An 18,625-nucleotide genomic window follows, 5' to 3' on the forward strand; every position below is an offset into this window, starting at 1 on the left:
TATCGACTCATTGATTCAATGAGAACGCTAGGTCACGCCCTGACCTGCGGTCAACGAGCCGGTCCGTCGCTGAGCTCGCGGACGGCGGAGCGGACAGCATCCAGCAGGTCGGCGTCGTCGAGTACCCGGAAGTGTCCCTGCCCGGCGAGCCGGATGTTGCGCCGCGCACCCGGGAGCTCACCCGAACCGGGGATGTGCGGGTCCCAGGCCGGCGCGATGGCCACGATCCGCTCGTGCGTCTCGGTGCGGGAAGCCAGGGCGCGGATCCGGCGGTCCTGCGGCCGGAGCCGGCGCACCGCCGAACCCGGCGGGAAGAAGCGGGCGTAGACCGACCCGGCCCACGGCGTCGCGACGGCGACCAGCCCGGCCACGCGCGCGCCGGCGGGGGAGTGCATGACCGTCTTGCCGATCAGTCCGCCCTTGGAGTGCGCGACCAGGACGACGCCGGACAGTTGCCGGCCCCGCAGATAGGCACCGACACGGGTGGCCGCGTCGTCGACATGCCGACGATTGATGCCGAGGTCGGTCACGACGTGCACCGGATGCCCCGCCTGAGCGAGGTGGTGGCCGAGTGGTTCGAGGAACCGCCAGGTCTCGAAGATCCCGGGCAGCAGCAGCACCGGCGCACCCGCGGCGGCGATACCCGCATCCGGCGTGGCGAGCAGTCCGGCAGGGTCGGTCCGTGGCCCGAGCAGCGCCCGCAGCTCGTGGCGTACCGCGTAGGCGTAGTCCCGCGCCCGGACGGTGAGCCCGAGTCTCACGGCTGCGCCTGACCTGATCGGTCGCGGCCAGGGGTGTGCGTGCGGACCAGCACCTCGAGGGCGGCGTCGGCCATCTCGTCGGCGTGATCGAGGACCACCGAGTGGGCCGCGCCCGGAACGGTGCGGGCGCTCGCGTCCGGCGCGGCGGCGAGCAGCGTCCGGATCCAGGCGGGCGGCGTGACCGCGTCCCGGTCGCCGCGTACCAGGGTCAGCGGCCCCTCGACGGCGCGGATCCGGTGCTCGATCGGGTAATTGATCATGGCGGGCAGCGTCCGGGCGTACCAGCGTGGTCCGCAGGCGAGGTACGCGCGGCTGGCGATGCGCCGCATCCGTACTGGTTCATGCGGCACCGTCCGGGCGAACCGGAGCACCTGCGCCGGGATCGACCGCGCCGCGGCATCGACCGTGGGCCCGACGAGGACGGCCCCGTGCGCCAGATCCGGTCGGGTGGCGAGCAGCTCGGTGGCCACCTGCGTTCCCATCGACTGGGCGAGAACGATGGCGCCGGTGACCTCGGCGTCGTCCAGAGCCGCAGCGACCACGCCGGCGAAGCCACCGATGTCGAGCGCCGTCGTGGGCCGGCGCAGTCCGGCGAACCCGGGAAGGTCGACGAGCAGCACCTCGCCGTGTGCGGCGAGTCGCATCGCGAGCGGGCGGAAGTAGCGCGAGGAGACGCCGATCCCGTGCAGGAACACGAACGTCGCGTCACCCGGCTCCGTCGTGGCGAACCGATGGACCCGCAGGAATGCTCCGCCCGGGCGCCAGACGGTCGTCCGCACGTGCACCGGGCGTTGCTCGTGCGCGGGCGGAGCCTCGTTCGCGGTGCTCACGGGCCGGCCAGCCAGGCGTCGACCTCGGAGAGCATGGCGCGCTTGGCGGACTCGGCCGCGAGCGAACCTCGGATGGAGGCCCGGGCGAGATCGGCGAGCGCGGCGTCGTCCAGTCCGTGCGCCTCCCGCGCGATGCGGTACTGCTCGCTCAGCCGGGAGAGGAACAGCAGGGGGTCGTCCGCGCCGAGCGCCACCCGGGCACCGGCGTCGAGGAGGGCGCGGAGCGGCACGTCACCGGGTTCGGGGTAGACGCCGAGAGAGACGTTGGAGGCGGGGCAGACCTCGAAGGTGATGCCGGCGTCGACGAGTCGCGCGAGCAGGTCGGGATCCTCGGTCGTGCGGATCCCGTGCCCCAACCTCACCGGCTTGAGATGGGTGACGACGTCGCGGACGTGCTCGGGGCCCTCGAGCTCGCCGCCGTGCGGAACCCCGACCAGGCCGGCACGCCGGGCGATGCGGAAGGCCGGCGCGAACTCCGACGTCGTCCCCCGCCGTTCGTCGTTGCTCAGGCCGAACCCGATGACCTCGCCGGGTCCGTCACCGGCGTGCCGGGCCGCGAGTCTGGCGAGGGTCCGGGCGTCGAGCGGATGGCGCGTGCGGGAGGCGGCGACGATGACCGCCACCTCGACGCCCGTCGCGGCGGACGCGGTGCGTGCCTCGTCGATGACGATCTCCAGGGCGGGCGTGATGCCGCCGACGAACGGGGCGTAAGACGTCGGGTCCACCTGGATCTCGAGCCGGCGTGAGCCCTCTGCGGCGTCGTCCTCGGCGGCCTCGCGCACGATCCGGCGCATCGCCTCCTCCGAGCGCACGACGGCTCGGGCGGTGTCGTAGGAGCGTTGGAAGCGGAACCAGCCTCGCTCGGACGCCGGCACACGCAGCGGGTCGTCGTCCACGAGTGAGGTGGGAAGTCGCATGCCGGCCTGCTCGGCGAGTTCCTCCAGCGTCGAGATCCGCATCGATCCGGTGAAATGCAGGTGGAGGTGAGCCTTCGGCAGGGTGTCCAGGTCGCGCACCTCCAGCAGTGTGCCAGGACTGCGGCGCCCGATCGCGCCGGGGCTCCGGACGGGCGAAACGCCGTGTCGAGCGCCATGACGTGCGCGGACATGGTGAACTGTTCCCCATGAGCGTCCCCGCGGCCGCCCAGCGTGAACCGGCCGACGTCGCGATGCTGACCGGCACCGAGGCCGGCGGCATGATCGCCGGTGCGCTCGAACCGGACGGGTCGCGCCTGCTGGACTGGCAGGTGCACACCGTCCATCACCGCCCCGGTGCCGGCGTGACGGTCGGGTATACCGCCACTGTGGAACGCCCGGCCCCGAGCGGGCCGGTCCGTGCCGAGGAGTACATCTGCGCGACGACGGCGCAGCTCAGCCACACCGGCACGCCCGGTCTGGTCCGGCTCGGGACGCCCGGTGGGGCGCCGGTGCATCTGTGGCGCCACCCGGCGGACCCGGAGCTTCCGGGGCTCGCCGTCGCGTGCGACGCGACGCGGCTCGCCGAACGGCTCGGTACCCCGGTCAGTGTGGAGCTCCTGGCCTACCGGCCGACCCGTCGGGCGGTCGTCCGCGTCACGCGGGCCGACCGGTCGCAGACGGCCGACGCGCGGGACCGCACCGCCTACCTCAAGGTGGTGCGTCCGTCGGTGGCCGCGGCGTTCGTCGACCGGCACCGCATGCTCACCGACGCCGGCGTCCCGGCGCCCCGCGTCCTGCGCGCCGACGACGACGGCATGGTGCTGCTGGAGACCGGGCGTGGCACGCCGTTGGCCAACCTGCTGGCGCGCGGCCTTGGTCAGCGCGGCGACGAGGTGCTCTCCGCGTTGGTCAGCACCCTCGACGCCCTCCCGCCGGCGGTGCTCGACCTGCCGCGGCGGCCGGCGTGGTCGGACCGGGTCGACCACTACGCGCACGCGGCCGCCACCGTGCTGCCCGAGCATGCGGCCCGGACCGCCGCCCTCGCCGCCGGCGTGAACGAGCTGATGGCCGCGTCCGACGCCGGTCCCGTCGTCCCCACGCACGGCGACTTCTACGAGGCGAACGTCCTCATGGACGATGCGCCCGGCGTGGTCTCGGTGGCGACGTTGCTCGACGTGGACGCCGTGGGGCCGGGACGGCGGGTCGATGACCTCGCCTGCCTGCTGGGGCACGTGTCGGTGCTGCCGCACCTGGCGCCGCAGACCTACCCGTACGTTCCCGCGGTGCTGGAGGCGTGGACCGCGGCGTGCAGCCGCATGGTGGACCCGGTGGCGTTGCACGCCCGCTCGGCGGGCGTCGTCCTCTCGCTGGTCGCCGGGGCGCGGCGCACCGACGGCGGGCACTGGCGCTCGGACGCCGAGGGGCGGTTGGCCCGTGCCGAGTCGTGGCTGGCACGCGGCCGCGAACTCCTCGCGCAACGCGGCCCGCGCTGACGAGCGCGAGCGAGGGACGAGCGGAGGGCGAGGAGGCCGGGCAATCAGGTACGGCCCGCGCTGACGAGCGCGAGCGAGGGACGAGCGGAGGGCGAGGAGGCCGGGCAATCAGGTACGGCCCGCGCTGACGGGCCCGAGTGATGATCAAGCAGGGCGACACGGGGAACCTGCTGGACGTGTCCCACATCACCGCTACGGTGTCCGCCATGGAAACGCTCGAAGACGCTCTCGGCGAGATCAGTGGCTGGGTCTGGGGGCCGTGGTTCCTCATCCCGCTGCTGCTGCTCACCGGGCTCTACCTCAGCGTCCGGCTCACCGGGGTCCAGATCCGGAAGCTCGGCCCCGCCCTCAGCCTCGCCCTCCTGCGCCGCAAGGACGCGTCCGCGGACGGCGACATCTCCCACTACCAGGCATTGACGACGGCGTTGGCGGCGACGGTGGGTGTCGGCAACATCGCCGGCGTCGCGACCGCCATCTTCCTCGGCGGCCCGGGGGCGATCTTCTGGATGTGGGTCACCGGCCTGCTCGGTATGGCGACCAAGTACTCCGAGGCCTTCATGGGTGTGCGCTTCCGTACCAAGGACGCCAAGGGCGCGATCTCCGGCGGTCCGCAGTACTACCTCGCGCGGGCGATCCCGAACACGTTCGGGAAGACGCTGTCGATCCTGTTCGCGATCTTCGCCGTCATCGCCAGCTTCGGCATCGGCAACATGACCCAGTCCAACACGGTCTCGGCCTCCATGGAGGGGTCCTTCGGTGTTCCGACCTGGGTCTCCGGGCTCGTCATGGCGGTCCTGGCCGGTGTGGTCCTGATCGGCGGGATCAAGTCGATCGGCCGCGTCACGGCCGGCATCGTGCCGCTGATGATCGTGGCCTACGTCGGCAGCGCACTCGTGCTGCTCGTCCTCAACGCCGGCGCGATTCCCGGCGCGTTCGCCACCATTTTCACCGACGCCTTCACCGGAACGTCCGCGACCGGGGGGTTCGCCGGCGCCGCGGTGGCCGCGGCTATCCGTTACGGCGTCGCTCGCGGCATCTTCTCCAACGAGTCCGGGCTCGGCTCGGCCGCGATCGCCGCAGCGGCCGCACAGACCCGTCACCCGGTCCGCCAGGGTCTGGTGTCGATGACCCAGACGTTCATCGACACGATCATCGTGGTCACGATGACCGGCCTGGTCATCGTCGTCACGGATGCGTGGACGACCGGCGAGGACGGCGCGGTCATGACGGCGACGGCCTTCGACACCGGCCTGGCGAGCTGGGGCCACTACATCGTGACCATCGCCGTCGTCTTCTTCGCGTTCTCGACGGTGCTGGGCTGGTCCTACTACGGCGAGCGATGCATGGAACGGCTGGTCGGCATCAAGGGGGTCATGCCCTACCGGGTGATCTTCACCGTCGTCATCTTCATCGGCGCCACCACAGAGTTGACCGTGGTCTGGGGTTTCTCCGACATCATGAACGGGCTGATGGCCCTGCCCAACCTCATCGGATTGCTCATCTGCGGCGGTCTCATTGCACGGGAGACCCGCGCCTACCTGCGCCGGGACCCCACGCTGCGGAACGCGCCCGAGGTCTCCACACTGGACGGCGTGGACGCGCTGGACCGCCGGTAGGACCACGAGGCCAACCATGAGCTCGCCACCGTCCGGCTACCCACGCCTGATGCACACGGTGCTGGACGCCGCCGACGCCCGTGGCCTCGCCGAGTTCTACCGGCAGCTGCTCGGTCTGCGCTACCGGCCGGGCGACGAGCCGCCGTCAGCAGGCGAGCACGACCTGGATTGGCTCGTCCTGGTCGACGACCACGGCACTCGGCGCCTGGCGGTCCAGCGGGTGCCGGAGCTGCCGCGCAGCACGTGGCCCGGGACCGACGTGCCGGCCCAGGCACACGTCGACTTCCTGGTCGACTCCACGGCTGAGCTCGTCCGGCATCGCGACCGGGCCCGGGCGCTGGGCGCTGAGATCCTGCTGGACCGCAGCACCGACCCCGACGAGCCGCTCTACGTCCTCGCCGACCCGGCCGGTCATCCGTTCTGCCTATTGGCTCAGCCGGGCACCTGAGGCCGCCGCCCGACTCAGCCCAGTAGCTCCTGGATCCGGCGCACACCCTCGGCCAGGTCCTCGTCGCCGAGCGCATAGCTGAGCCGGAGGTATCCGCTCGGTCCGAAGGCCTCGCCGGGAACGACGGCCACCTCGGCCTCCACGAGGATGAGTTCGGCCAGCTCCACGGAGGTGCGCGGTGTCCGTCCCCGGATGGTCCGTCCCAGCACTCCTTCGACCGAGGGGTAGCCGTAGAACGCGCCACGCGGCGTCGGGACCGTGACGCCGTCGATCCCGGCGAGCATGTCTACCATCGTCCGGCGGCGCCGGTCGAAGGCCTCCCGCATCTGTGCCACGGCGCTCAGGTCACCACTGACCGCGGCGAGCGCGGCCCGCTGGGAGACGTTCGCGACGTTCGAGGTGAGGTGGGACTGCAGATTCGTCGCGGCCTTGATGACGTCGCTCGGGCCGATCATCCAGCCCACGCGCCAGCCCGTCATGGCGTAGGTCTTGGCGACACCGTTGAGCACGATCGTGGTTTCGGCCAGTTCCGGCACGGCGCGCACGATCGGGGTGAACACCGCGTCGTCGTAGACCAGGTGCTCGTAGATCTCGTCGGTGATCACCCAGATGCCGTGCTCGTGGGCCCACCGTCCGATGGCGGCGGTCTGCTCGGGGGAGTAGACCGATCCGGTCGGGTTCGACGGTGAGTTGAACAGCAGGGCCTTGGTGTGCTCGGTCCGGGCCGCCTCCAGCTGGTCCACCGTCACCAGGTAGTCCTGGTCGGCGCCGGCGAAGACCTCGACCGACTTGGCGCCGGCGAGTGCGATCGCCTCCGGGTAGGTGGTCCAGTACGGGCTGGGCAGCAGGACCTCGTCGCCCGGGTCGAGGATCGCCGCGAACGCCTGGTACACGGCCTGCTTGCCGCCGTTGGTGACGAGGACGTCGTCGGGGGAGACCTGGTAGCCGGAGTCCCGCTCCGTCTTCGCGGCGATCGCCTCGCGCAGCTCGGGCAGGCCCTTGGCAGGGGAGTACCGGTGGTTCACCGGGTCCTTGGCCGCGGCGACGGCGGCCTCGACGACGTAGTCCGGCGTCGGGAAGTCCGGTTCGCCCGCGCCGAAGCCGATGACCGGCCGGCCGGCGGCCTTGAGAGCTTTGGCCTTCGCGGTCACGGCCAGCGTGGCCGACTCCGCGATGGCGGACAGACGTGCGGACACTCGGGGCTTCGTGGTCTGCGGAGCATTCACCGTCCTATCGTGGCACGCGGCCGGGAGCGGCGTCCGGGCTGTCTTGGCTGGTGGCGGCGCGCCCATGTGACGAGGGTCCCTCGTCGACCGGTTCGACCTCGGTACTGGTCAGCACGTACACTCGTCGTCGGTGGATTCCACCATGCTGCGGCGTGCCCACGGGCGGCCGGGGTTCTGGTGGGTCGTTCGCCGAAGGGCAGTGGCGCAATTGGTAGCGCACCGGTCTCCAAAACCGGCGGTTGTGGGTTCGAGTCCCTCCTGCCCTGCGAGGCCCGCACCGGCGTGGTGCGGCCTGCTGCCCGGACCGTCCGCAGGGTCGGTCCGGATTCCCGCCCAGAACGGGCGGGCGAAACGGCCAGAGGACGAAGGAACCTGAGTGAGCGAGTCTGCGAGCGCGACGTCGGGGCGCCCTGAGCGTGCGGCGGGCTCCGGTTCGGCCGGTGCGAAGCGGGGATTCTTCGCGCGGATCGTGCTGTTCGTGCGGCAGGTCATCGCGGAGATCAGGAAGGTCGTCCGCCCCACCCGCAACGAACTGCTCACCTACTTCGTCGTGGTGCTCGTGTTCGTCGCGGTGATCATGGCCTTCGTCGGAGTCCTCGATCTGTCGTTCGGCCGGCTCGTGCTGTGGGTCTTCGGTTGACGTCCAGCGGGACGAACGAGCACCGCCGCAGTACCGCACGAGAAGTCAGCATCATTCCAGTCATGAGAAAGCAGGTCCGAAGTGTCTGAGGAGAATCTCGAGCCCCGAGGCGTCGACGAGGCGCCGCTCGAGTCCCAGCCGGAGGCCGACGACGCGCCCGCCGAGACCAGCGACGCCGCGGCGACCGAGCCCGCCGAGGACACGACCGCCGAGGGGACCGCAGAACCGGCGCCCGCGGAGGAGGACCCGGCCGAGGCGTTCCGTCGTGAGCTGCGCACGCTGCCCGGCCAGTGGTACGTGGTGCACACCTACGCCGGTTACGAGAAGCGCGTGAAGGCGAACCTCGAGAACCGGATCCAGAGCCTGAACATGGAGGACTACATCTACCAGGTGGAGGTCCCCATGGAAGAGGTCGTGGAGATCAAGAACGCGCAGCGCAAGATCGTCAACCGCGTGCGCATCCCGGGCTACACCCTCGTGCGGATGGACCTCACCGACGAATCGTGGGGCGCCGTGCGGCACACCCCGGGCGTGACCGGCTTCGTCGGGAACACCCACCAGCCGGTGCCGCTCAACGAGGACGAGGTCTTCTCCATGCTCGCGCCCGCGCTGGAGGCCCCCGCCCCCGCGGCAACCGGCGCGGCCAAGACGCCGGCCGCCACGAGCGGCGCGCCGGCGCCCGCCCCGATCCAGGTGGACTTCGAGGTCGGCGAGTCGGTCACGGTCACCGACGGCCCGTTCGAGACGTTGCCGGCGACCATCTCCGAGATCAGCCCGGAGAGCCAGAAGCTCAAGGTGCTGGTGACGATCTTCGGCCGCGAGACCCCCGTCGAGCTCGGCTTCGACCAGGTCGCCAAGATCTGACGGCCCGGGGCCAGAGCCCCGGGTTTCTCCCACCCAGACTTCCCGCGAGAGATTCGCGGGAGATGCAACCGGGTCATCGCCCACGGCGTCGGCCCACGAACAGAAAGTAGGGAAGCATGCCTCCCAAGAAGAAGGTCGCCGGCTACATCAAGCTGCAGATCCAGGCCGGCGCCGCGACCCCCGCGCCGCCGATCGGTCCGGCGCTGGGTCAGCACGGCGTCAACATCATGGAGTTCTGCAAGGCCTACAACGCGGCCACCGAGTCGCAGCGCGGCAACGTGATCCCGGTCGAGATCACCGTGTACGAGGACCGCTCGTTCACGTTCATCACCAAGACGCCGCCCGCGGCCGAACTCATCAAGAAGGCCGCCGGTGTGGCCAAGGGCTCCGGCACCCCGCACTCGGCGAAGGTCGGCTCCATCAGCCGCGAGCAGGTCGAAGAGATCGCCCGCACGAAGATGGAGGACCTCAACGCCAACGACATCGACGGCGCCGCCAAGATCGTGGCCGGCACCGCCCGGTCGATGGGGATCACGGTCGACGACTGACGTCGCGACCGGGTCCCGTCCCCGTATCCACGCGCCGCACGGCGCACCAGTGGCAGGGTCCGCGCGGGCCCGTAGCACCACGACTGCGAGAAGAGAGAAGCAGATGACCACGCGCAGCAAGGCCTATCGTCAGGCCGACGAGAAGATTCACCGCGACCAGCCCTACGCCCCGCTCGAGGCCGTCCGGCTGGCCAAGCAGAGCGCCACGACGACGTTCGACTCCACGGTCGACGTCGTCTTCCGGCTCGGGGTCGACCCCCGCAAGGCGGACCAGATGGTCCGCGGCACCGTCAACCTCCCGCACGGCACCGGTAAGACCGCCCGGGTGATCGTCTTCGCCCAGGGCGAGCGCGCGAACCAGGCGATCGAGGCCGGCGCGGACGAGGTCGGCGGCGACGAGCTCATCGAGAAGGTCGCCGGCGGCTACACCGACTTCGACGCGGCCGTGGCCACGCCGGACCTCATGGGCAAGGTCGGCCGTCTCGGCCGCGTGCTCGGTCCGCGCGGCCTCATGCCTAACCCGAAGACCGGCACCGTGACCATGGACGTCGCCAAGGCCGTCTCGGACATCAAGGGCGGCCGCGTCGAGTTCCGCGTCGACCGGCACGGCAACCTGCACTTCGTCATCGGCAAGGCGAGCTTCACCGAGGAGCAGCTCGTCGAGAACTATGCCGCCGTCCAGGAGGAGATCCTGCGGCTCAAGCCGTCCAGCTCGAAGGGTCGGTACATCACCAAGGCCACCATGAGCACGACGATGGGCCCCGGCATCCCGCTGGACGCCACCAAGACGCGCAACCTCACCACCGAGGCGGCGTCCTGACCTCGCACGACGCGACGGCGGCGTAGCCCGCCGCGCGACGGCCCGGTCACCACATGGTGGCCGGGCCGTCGCACGTCCGGGGGCCGGAGGGCCGAGACTTGCACCGTGGGCACGGGACCGGCCGTCGGTCATCCGGCAGCGTCCCGCACGGACGGGCTCGCCCGCAGCGCGGCCTCGGTCCGGCTCGCCACGCCCAACTTCCGCAGGATCGCCGAGACGTGCACCGAGGCCGTCTTCCGACTGATGAACAGCCGCTCGGCGATCTGCCCGTTGGTCATCCCCTCGGCCACCAGGGCGAGGACCTGACGCTCCCGGTCGGTCAGCTGGTCCTCCGCCGTCGTCCTTGCCGGTGCCGCGGCCCCGGCGCTCGCCAGCAGCGCCTCCGCGCGGTCCGCCACCAGGCCGCACGAGATGCGTCGGGCGGCTGCGACCGCCTCGGTGAGCCGTCCACGTGCCGCATCGCGGTCTCCCCGCGCCAAGAGGTCGGCCCCCTCCCGGGACAACGCGTACGGCGCCACGTAGGCGGGCGCGGGCTGCGCCTCCCGGACCGCCAACCACGGCCCTTCCCCCAGCTCCGCCGCGAAGAGCGCGGCGTGCACCGGGCCCGTCGGCCAACGCACCGCACGCCCCAGCACCTCCCGGTACGGCTCGACCGCGACGTCCCTGCCCTCCTCTCGCGCGCGGGCGAGCACCTTGGCCGCGACCGCCAGCACCGGCAGGGCGTACTTCCCGGCGAGCCGGTCCGGAACCAGGACATCGGCGACGAGCTCGAGGGCGTCGTCCAGGTCGCCGCGCTCCAGCGCCAACTCGGTCAGGGTGACCGCGGTCCGGGAGCGGATCTGCATCTCGTTCCTGGCGTGCCGGATCCAGATCTGTCGTTGCCGCCGTGCCATCGTCTGGGCCCGATCGACGTCCCCGCGCCAGAACGTCAGCCACGTCCACCGCTCGTGGAGGTAGACCGCGAACGCGCTCGGGGCAACCAACGGCACAGACGCCTCGTACCAGGCGTCGGCCTCGTCCCACCGGCCCAGGCCGAGCCACGCCTCGGCCACGTTGCCCTCGAGCATGGCCCGCGAGGCCCAGCCGGCGCCGCGTTCGCGGGCACGCGCCGCTCCCTCTGAGGCGACCTCCAGCGCCCGCGAGTACTCGCCGAGCGTGAGCAGGGCGTCGGAGAAGTTCGTGTAGTACCGGGTCAGTGGGCGCCACTCCTCGCCCGCGAGCTCGCGCGCACGCGCCATCTGCTCCAGGGCGTCGATGTCACCGCTCGTAACCCGGGCCATGGTGGCGATGTTGACGAGGATCGACGCCGTCGAACGATCGCCGGCCTCCATCGCGACCGTGTATCCCTCGTCCGCCGCCCTGACCGCCTCCTCGAGCCGGCCGGCGAGCATCGCGGCGCGGGACTTCCACATGAGCAGGTCGCTCCGAGCCGCCACGGCGTCCTCGGGAAGGCTCGCCAGGGCGTCGTCGAGCGTCGAGGTCGTTCCCGTCGCGTCCGGGAGGTCACCCGGCACATCGCTCGGGAAGAAGAATCCGCAGACGGTGCCCAGGGCCCGGGCTCGTCCCGCGGGGTCGTCCTCGGGCCACTCCCGCAGCGCCTGCCGCGCAAGCGCCACGGCCCGGTCGAGCTGGGTGGAGCCGTGGACCGCGATGGCCACGCGCCGCAACAGCTCGGCGTGGACGATCCCGGTGGCCGACTCCGGATCGCGGACCAGGTCCCACAGGTCCAGGGCGCGTTCGCCGAGTGCGACGGCGGTCGACGTCGCCCCCTCCCGTTCGGCGGCGGCCTGGGCGACGACGGCGGCGGTCAGGGCGCGGTCCGGAACCCGCGCCGCCCACCAGTGGTCGGCGACCTGGGCCAGTCGCGCGACCGAGGAGGGGCCCGCCTCGAGCGCGATCGCGTAGGCGGTGTGCAGGCGGCGCCGCTCGCCCGGCAGCAGCTCGGCCGCCACCGCCTCCTGCATGAGCGCGTGCCGGAACTGGTACCCGTCGGCGTCCGCTCGGAGCACCAACGCGTCCACCGCCTCCCTCGCGGCGCCCTCCGCCGCCGCGAGCCGATCCTCGGTCAGGACCGCCGTGAGCAGGTCGTGCGGTGCCCGTCGGCCGGCGGCGGCTACGGCACGGCAGAACTCCTGGGCCCGGGGTGAGAGCTGGGAGTAGCGCAGCAGCAAGACCTCACGCAGCGACTCCGGCATCGCTCCGCCGACGACCGTCGCCAGCTCCTCGACGTAGAACGGCACGCCCTCGCTGCGTTCGACGAGGTCCTCCAACCCATCGACGGCGGTACCGGGCTCGGCGGCCTCCAACAGGTCGAGGGCGAGCTGGACCACCTCGTCCGTGCGCAACCGTCCCAGGTCGATCCGGGTGACGAGACGCGCCCGCTCGAGCTCGGCGAGGGCGGCCCGGAGTGGATGCCGGCGTCCGACGTCGTCGCTTCGGTAGCTGGCGAGCAGGAGCAGCCCCGCCCGCGGCGCGACCCGTGCCAGGCGCGCCAGGCAGGCGCGAGTGGCGTCGTCCGACCAGTGCAGGTCCTCGAGGACGACGACGAGCGGTCGTCGTCGTGACAACCCGACCAGCAGGTCGGTCAGGGCCTCGGGGAGCCGGCCGGTGTCGGCACCGGAGCGGACCTCCACCAGGCCCGGCGAGAGGACGCCCAATGCGTCCGCCGCCGGGCCGGCGGCTTCGAGCGTGGCCTCGGCCCCGAGGAGCTGTACGGCGTCTCGCAGGATCCCCTCCAGGCCGGCGTAGGGCACCGGCCCGGTCCCCGACTCCGCGCACTGCCCTCGCAGGACCAGCGCGCCCTCGCTCTCGCCGTCCGATTCCGGGGGAGCGGCGAGTAGTTCTTCGAGCAGCCGCGTCTTGCCGATCCCGGCCTCGCCGGCGACCACGACGGCGCCGCCCTCGCCCCGGCAGGCCGCGTCCCGCGCCTGCCGCAGGGACGCCAGCTCCGCGGTGCGTCCGACCAGCCGGGCGCGGGGTACGTGCATGGCGTCATCGTGCCAGCCGGCGCAGCGGCGTGTGGCGGTGCGCCGGTCGGTGAGGTGCCCGTCCGGCCCGGGCGTCAGTTCGCACCGCCCAGACGCGGTGCGCGCAGCGGCGCCGGCCGGCGCACCGGGCGCCACCGAGGCGTCCGCACGACGGCCTCGGGACGGGCACGGCGGGCCATGCGGCGGTCGAGCTCCCGCTCTCGCTCAGCGGCCTCGAGCCGGTAGATCGCGTAGTGGATCTCGGGATGCATCGCTTCCTCCTGCGCCGGCGGACCCCGGCGGCCCGCCACGAGGCCCACGCTCCGGGTCTGAGGTAGCCGGGCACATCGGGCGCGACCCCCACGCGTGCCCCCGGGACCGGCGACGGCCGGCGACTGAGGTACCTTGCGTGCTCGCCCCTCCGCTCCGAGCCAGAGCTGGGTGACCGTGGCGCTTCCGGGACTGTGGCGAAGCACACGGCCCCCTCCCGCACTCGGCGTTGTGACCGGGGGAGCGGTGCCGGTAGTGTGGGTCCTCGCCAAAGACCGCCGGTCTCCCGCCCGCCAGGGTGGGGCCAAGTCCGCGATCGCGGAGCCTGCGCAGGTGCCACACGCTCGAACCCGCTCGACGACTCCTCAGTCGCCGGCCGCAGTCTGAGCCCCGTGCCCTGCGCGCGGGGCTCTTGTCGTTCCGGGCCCACCGACCGCGCGTCACGACCGGAAGGAGGGCCATGGCGAGGCCTGACAAGGCTGCGGCAGTCGCCGAACTCACGGACCAGTTCCGTGCGGCGAGCGCCGTCATGCTCACCGAGTACCGCGGGCTCAGCGTCTCCCAGCTCCAGGAGCTGCGTCGCTCGCTCAGTGGTACGGCCAGCTACGCCGTCGTGAAGAACACGCTCGCGACCCTCGCGGCGAGGGAGGCAGGCCTCGAGGACATCGAGGAAGACCTGGCCGGCCCCACCGCCATCGCGTTCGTCACCGGGGAGCCGGTGGACGCGGCCAAGGCGCTGCGTGACTTCGCCAAGGCGAACAGCGAGCTCGTCATCAAGGGTGGTGTCGTGGAGGGCAGCAAGCTCTCCGCCGACGGCGTCAACAAGCTTGCCGAGCTCGAATCCCGCGACGTGCTGCTCGGCAAGGCAGCCGGCGCGTTCAAGGCGGCCCTGTTCCAGGCTGCCTACGTGTTCAACGCGCCGACCACCCAGGCCGCGCGCGCTGTCGAGGCCCTGCGCGAGAAGCAGGCCGCCGCGGCCTGAGCCGTCCGGCCCAGGACCCCGGCATCCACCGGAAACCTCTGCTCGCGTAGCAGGAGCAGGACACACAGGAAGGAACGCCACTCATGGCGAAGCTCAGCACCGACGAGCTCATCGACGCTTTCAAGGAGCTCACCCTCGTCGAGCTCTCCGAGTTCGTGAAGCAGTTCGAGGAGACGTTCGACGTCACCGCCGCCGCCCCGGTCGCCGTGGCCGGCGCGGCCGCCCCCGCCGCCGGTGGCGGCGAGGGTGGCGCCGAAGCCGCCGAGGAGAAGGACGAGTTCGACGTCATCCTCGACTCCGTCGGCGACAAGAAGATCCAGGTCATCAAGGAGGTGCGTGGTCTGACGTCCCTCGGCCTGAAGGAGGCCAAGGACCTCGTCGACGGCGCGCCCAAGCCGGTCCTGGAGGGCGTCAACAAGGAGACGGCCGACAAGGCCAAGGAGGCCCTCGAGGGCGCCGGCGCCACGGTCACCCTCAAGTGACACCCGGCGATCGGGCCCGGGTGGCCTGACGGCCCCCGCCGCCCATCGCCTTCACGGACGAGGCCCGCACCCGTGTGGTGCGGGCCTCATCCGTGCCCACCGGACCGGTTGGACACCGCACATGGACAGCCGGTATGCTGACGCTTTGCGCTGACTCTGCCTGCCCGCAGATCGGCCCTCCGCACCCGCCCGGTCGCCCGGCCGGCAGGTGGTCGGCGCAGTGTGCACCCCACTCGCAGGGAAGGACCCCCTTTGGCTGCCTCGCGCACCTCTTCCGCACCTACTGCAGACGCTATCGCGAACCGTACGGCTTCCCGCCGCATTTCCTTCGCCAAGATCCACGAGCCTCTCCAGGCACCCGACCTGCTCAGCCTCCAGACGGAGAGTTTCGACTGGCTCCTCGGCTCCGACGCCTGGCGTGAGCGCGTCGAGGCCGCCGCCGCCAAGGGCGAGACCAACCTCAACACCACCTCCGGTCTGGAGGAGATCTTCTCGGAGATCTCCCCGATCGAGGACTTCGGCCAGTCGATGTCGCTCTCGTTCCGGGACCACCGGTTCGAGCCGCCGAAGTACACCCCGGAGGAGTGCAAGGAGAAGGACTTCACCTACGCCGCTCCGCTGTTCGTGACCGCCGAGTTCGTCAACTACACGACCGGCGAGATCAAGTCGCAGACGGTGTTCATGGGCGATTTCCCGCTCATGACCGACCGCGGCACCTTCATCATCAACGGTACCGAGCGCGTCGTCGTCTCCCAGCTCGTGCGGTCCCCGGGTGTCTACTTCGAGCGGACGCCCGACAAGACCTCGGACAAGGACGTCTTCACCACCAAGGTGATCCCGTCCCGCGGCGCCTGGCTCGAGTTCGAGGTCGACAAGCGCGACGCCGTCGGCGTGCGCATCGACCGCAAGCGCAAGCAGTCGGTGACGGTGTTCCTCCGCGCCCTCGGCATGACCGAGGGAGAAATCCGCGAGGAGTTCGCCGATTACCCGGTGCTGCTGGAGACTCTCGAGAAGGACAGCGTCCATACCCAGGACGAGGCCCTGCTCGACATCTACCGCAAGGTCCGCCCCGGGGAGCCGCCGACGGTCGAGGCCGGCCGCACGCTGCTGGAGAACTACTACTTCAACCCCAAGCGCTACGACCTGGCGAAGGTCGGCCGGTACAAGCTGAACAAGAAGCTCGGTATGAGCTCCGACCTCAGCGAGTCCGTCCTGCGCATCGAGGACGTCACCGCGACGATCAAGTACCTCCTCGCGCTGCACAAGGGTGAGGAGACCATTGCCGGCACGCGCGACGGCGAGGCCGCCGAGATCCGCGTCGAGACCGACGACATCGACCACTTCGGCAACCGTCGCATCCGCGCCGTCGGTGAGCTCATCCAGAACCAGGTCCGTACCGGCCTGTCCCGCATGGAGCGCGTGGTCCGCGAGCGGATGACGACCCAGGACGTCGAGGCGATCACCCCGCAGACCCTGATCAACATCCGGCCCGTGGTGGCCTCGATCAAGGAGTTCTTCGGGACCTCCCAGCTCTCGCAGTTCATGGACCAGAACAACCCGCTGGCGGGGCTGACGCACAAGCGGCGCCTGTCCGCGCTCGGTCCGGGCGGCCTGTCCCGCGACCGTGCGGGTATGGAGGTCCGTGACGTCCACCCGTCGCACTACGGCCGCATGTGCCCGATCGAGACCCCTGAGGGGCCGAACATCGGTCTGATCGGCTCGCTGGCGACCTTCGCCCGGATCAACCCGTTCGGTTTCGTCGAGACCCCGTACCGGGTGGTCGAGAACGGCCGCGTCACCGACGAGGTCGTCTACCTCACCGCCGACGACGAGGACCGGCACGTCATCGCGCAGGCGTCCGCCCCGCTCGACGACGACGGCAACTTCGTCCAGAGCCAGGCCCTGTGCCGCCTCTCCGGCGGTGAGCCCGCCCTGGTCGCCGTCGACGAGATCGACTACATGGACGTCTCCGCGCGCCAGATGGTCTCGGTCGCCACGGCGATGATCCCGTTCCTCGAGCACGACGACGCCAACCGCGCCCTCATGGGCGCGAACATGCAGCGTCAGGCCGTGCCACTGCTGCGCAGTGAGGCCCCGCTGGTGGGCACCGGCATGGAGCGGCGTGCCGCTGTCGACGCCGGTGACGTCATCGTCGCCGACAAGCCGGGCGTGGTCACCGAGGTCTCCGCGGACGCCATCCACGTCCAGGGAGACGACGGCACCACCCAGCTCTACCGCGTGGCGAAGTTCCGCCGGTCCAACCAGGGCAACTCCTACAACCAGCGGGTGCTGGTCGACGAGGGGCAGCGGGTCGAGCCCGGTTCCGTCCTCGCCGACGGCCCCGCCACCGACGAGGGCGAGCTCGCACTCGGCCGCAACCTGCTCGTCGCGTTCATGTCCTGGGAGGGCTACAACTTCGAGGACGCCATCATCCTGTCCCAGCGTCTGGTGCAGGACGACGTGCTCACCTCGATCCACATCGAGGAGCACGAGGTCGACGCCCGCGAGACCAAGCTCGGCGCCGAGGAGATCACCCGGGACATCCCGAACGTCTCCGAGGAGGTCCTCGCCGACCTCGACGAGCGCGGCATCATCCGCATCGGTGCCGAGGTCAGCTCCGGCGACATCCTCGTCGGCAAGGTCACCCCGAAGGGTGAGACCGAGCTGACTTCCGAGGAGCGGCTGCTCCGCGCGATCTTCGGTGAGAAGGCCCGGGAGGTCCGCGACACCTCGCTGAAGGTCCCGCACGGCGAGTCCGGGATCGTCATCGGGATCCGCGAGTTCTCCGAGGAGGACGGCGACGAGCTGCCCCCGGGCGTGAACCAGATGGTGCGCGTCTACATCGCCCAGCGGCGCAAGATCACTGACGGCGACAAGCTCGCCGGCCGCCACGGCAACAAGGGCGTCATCTCGAAGATCCTGCCGGTCGAGGACATGCCGTTCCTGCCGGACGGCACTCCGGTCGACATCATCCTCAACCCGCTCGGCGTGCCGGGCCGGATGAACGTCGGCCAGGTCCTCGAGCTACACCTCGGGTGGATCGCCGCCCAGGGCTGGGACGTCACCGAGGCCGCCAAGGTCGCGGAGGAGTGGACGAAGAACCTCCCGCCGGAGGCGCACGTCGGTGAGCCGGGCACCCCGGTCGCCACGCCCGTGTTCGACGGGATCCACCAGGAGGAGATCGAGGGGCTGCTCGCCAGCACGAACCCGAACCGGGACGGTGACCGCATGGTCGGCACCGACGGCAAGGCCCTGCTGTTCGACGGTCGCTCCGGCGAACCGTTCCCGGACCCGATCTCGGTCGGCTACATGTACGTGCTCAAGCTGCACCACCTGGTCGACGACAAGATCCACGCCCGCTCGACCGGCCCGTACTCGATGATCACGCAGCAGCCGCTGGGCGGTAAGGCCCAGTTCGGCGGTCAGCGCTTCGGCGAGATGGAGGTCTGGGCCCTCGAAGCGTACGGAGCGGCCTATGCCCTCCAGGAGCTGCTGACCATCAAGTCCGACGACGTCACCGGCCGCGTCAAGGTCTACGAGGCCGTCGTCAAGGGCGAGAACATCCCCGAACCGGGCATCCCCGAGTCCTTCAAGGTGCTCATCCAGGAGATGCGCTCGCTGTGCCTGAACGTCGAAGCACTCGACGCGGAGGGCAACGCCATCGAGCTGAAGGACGCCGACGACGAGGTGTACCGGGCCGCCGAGGAGCTCGGTATCGACCTCTCGCGCCGTCCGGATGCCAGCAGCGTCGACGAACTGTAG

Annotated in this window: 16 protein-coding genes and 1 tRNA gene; 11 read left to right on the plus strand and 6 right to left on the minus strand. The window is 71.2% G+C overall.

The window, feature by feature from the left end:
* Positions 1-50: 50 nt before the first annotated feature.
* The 3 genes from ACFSE6_RS01590 to ACFSE6_RS01600 are packed head-to-tail and all read right to left on the minus strand — an operon-like array spanning position 51 to position 2,607.
* Entirely contained in the window at positions 51-761 is a 711-nt protein-coding gene (locus ACFSE6_RS01590) for an esterase/lipase family protein (protein WP_388001944.1), read from the minus strand.
* Positions 758-1,591, minus strand: a complete 834-nt coding sequence (locus ACFSE6_RS01595) for an alpha/beta fold hydrolase (RefSeq protein WP_388001945.1) — start codon at positions 1,589-1,591, stop codon at positions 758-760. Before ACFSE6_RS01595 ends, ACFSE6_RS01590 begins: the two co-directional genes overlap by 4 nt.
* Positions 1,588-2,607: an adenosine deaminase gene (locus tag ACFSE6_RS01600; RefSeq protein WP_388001946.1), complete on the minus strand. Its 1,020-nt coding sequence runs from the start codon at positions 2,605-2,607 to the stop codon at positions 1,588-1,590. Before ACFSE6_RS01600 ends, ACFSE6_RS01595 begins: the two co-directional genes overlap by 4 nt.
* Before the next feature lie 107 nt (positions 2,608-2,714).
* Here ACFSE6_RS01600 and ACFSE6_RS01605 point away from each other — a divergent pair, with 107 nt between their 5' ends.
* From ACFSE6_RS01605 to ACFSE6_RS01615, 3 genes are all read left to right on the plus strand, one after another.
* Positions 2,715-4,001, plus strand: a complete 1,287-nt coding sequence (locus ACFSE6_RS01605) for a phosphotransferase (protein ID WP_388001947.1) — start codon at positions 2,715-2,717, stop codon at positions 3,999-4,001.
* Between the two features lie 206 nt (positions 4,002-4,207).
* Positions 4,208-5,617 carry an alanine/glycine:cation symporter family protein gene (locus tag ACFSE6_RS01610; protein WP_388001948.1) on the plus strand — a complete coding sequence of 470 codons (1,410 nt, stop codon included), beginning with the start codon at positions 4,208-4,210 and terminating at the stop codon, positions 5,615-5,617.
* Positions 5,618-5,666: 49 nt separating this feature from the next.
* Positions 5,667-6,065, plus strand: a complete 399-nt coding sequence (locus ACFSE6_RS01615; RefSeq protein WP_388001949.1) for a VOC family protein — start codon at positions 5,667-5,669, stop codon at positions 6,063-6,065.
* Positions 6,066-6,079: 14 nt separating this feature from the next.
* On the opposite strand, the gene ACFSE6_RS01620 is transcribed toward ACFSE6_RS01615, so the two are convergent.
* A complete protein-coding gene (locus ACFSE6_RS01620; protein ID WP_388001950.1) occupies positions 6,080-7,261 on the minus strand; it encodes a pyridoxal phosphate-dependent aminotransferase in 1,182 nt (393 codons plus the stop codon).
* A gap of 223 nt (positions 7,262-7,484) precedes the next feature.
* Here ACFSE6_RS01620 and ACFSE6_RS01625 point away from each other — a divergent pair.
* The 5 genes from ACFSE6_RS01625 to rplA all read left to right on the plus strand — a co-directional run bounded on the left by ACFSE6_RS01625 (position 7,485) and on the right by rplA (position 10,163).
* A tRNA-Trp gene (locus ACFSE6_RS01625) sits at positions 7,485-7,557 on the plus strand.
* A 110-nt stretch (positions 7,558-7,667) separates the two neighbouring features.
* The gene (gene secE, locus ACFSE6_RS01630) at positions 7,668-7,931 is read left to right on the plus strand and encodes a preprotein translocase subunit SecE (protein ID WP_388001951.1); all 264 of its coding nucleotides are present in this window, start codon (positions 7,668-7,670) and stop codon (positions 7,929-7,931) included.
* Positions 7,932-8,012: 81 nt separating this feature from the next.
* Complete coding sequence (gene nusG / locus ACFSE6_RS01635; protein ID WP_388001952.1) at positions 8,013-8,795, plus strand: transcription termination/antitermination protein NusG; 783 nt, start codon at positions 8,013-8,015, stop codon at positions 8,793-8,795.
* Between the two features lie 116 nt (positions 8,796-8,911).
* Complete coding sequence (rplK, locus tag ACFSE6_RS01640; RefSeq protein ID WP_388001953.1) at positions 8,912-9,343, plus strand: 50S ribosomal protein L11; 432 nt, start codon at positions 8,912-8,914, stop codon at positions 9,341-9,343.
* Between the two features lie 103 nt (positions 9,344-9,446).
* Positions 9,447-10,163 carry a 50S ribosomal protein L1 gene (gene rplA, locus ACFSE6_RS01645; protein WP_388001954.1) on the plus strand — a complete coding sequence of 239 codons (717 nt, stop codon included), beginning with the start codon at positions 9,447-9,449 and terminating at the stop codon, positions 10,161-10,163.
* A 128-nt stretch (positions 10,164-10,291) separates the two neighbouring features.
* Here the strand turns inward: rplA and ACFSE6_RS01650 are convergent, their stop codons facing one another.
* Together ACFSE6_RS01650 and ACFSE6_RS01655 are read right to left on the minus strand one after the other, a co-directional pair.
* Positions 10,292-13,150, minus strand: a complete 2,859-nt coding sequence (locus ACFSE6_RS01650; protein WP_388001955.1) for an ATP-binding protein — start codon at positions 13,148-13,150, stop codon at positions 10,292-10,294.
* A 74-nt stretch (positions 13,151-13,224) separates the two neighbouring features.
* Complete coding sequence (locus ACFSE6_RS01655) at positions 13,225-13,401, minus strand: hypothetical protein (protein ID WP_388001956.1); 177 nt, start codon at positions 13,399-13,401, stop codon at positions 13,225-13,227.
* Between the two features lie 458 nt (positions 13,402-13,859).
* Between ACFSE6_RS01655 and rplJ the strand changes: the two genes are divergently transcribed.
* The 3 genes from rplJ (at position 13,860) to rpoB (ending at position 18,625) form a co-directional block, all read left to right on the plus strand.
* Positions 13,860-14,381, plus strand: coding sequence for a 50S ribosomal protein L10 (rplJ, locus tag ACFSE6_RS01660; protein WP_388001957.1), 522 nt, complete (start codon positions 13,860-13,862; stop codon positions 14,379-14,381).
* A gap of 83 nt (positions 14,382-14,464) precedes the next feature.
* The gene (gene rplL, locus ACFSE6_RS01665) at positions 14,465-14,863 is read left to right on the plus strand and encodes a 50S ribosomal protein L7/L12 (protein ID WP_388001958.1); all 399 of its coding nucleotides are present in this window, start codon (positions 14,465-14,467) and stop codon (positions 14,861-14,863) included.
* Between the two features lie 252 nt (positions 14,864-15,115).
* Positions 15,116-18,625 carry a DNA-directed RNA polymerase subunit beta gene (gene rpoB, locus ACFSE6_RS01670; RefSeq protein WP_388001959.1) on the plus strand — a complete coding sequence of 1,170 codons (3,510 nt, stop codon included), beginning with the start codon at positions 15,116-15,118 and terminating at the stop codon, positions 18,623-18,625.

The organism is Georgenia deserti (assembly GCF_042680605.1).
GTDB classification, from domain to species: domain Bacteria; phylum Actinomycetota; class Actinomycetes; order Actinomycetales; family Actinomycetaceae; genus Allobogoriella; species Allobogoriella deserti.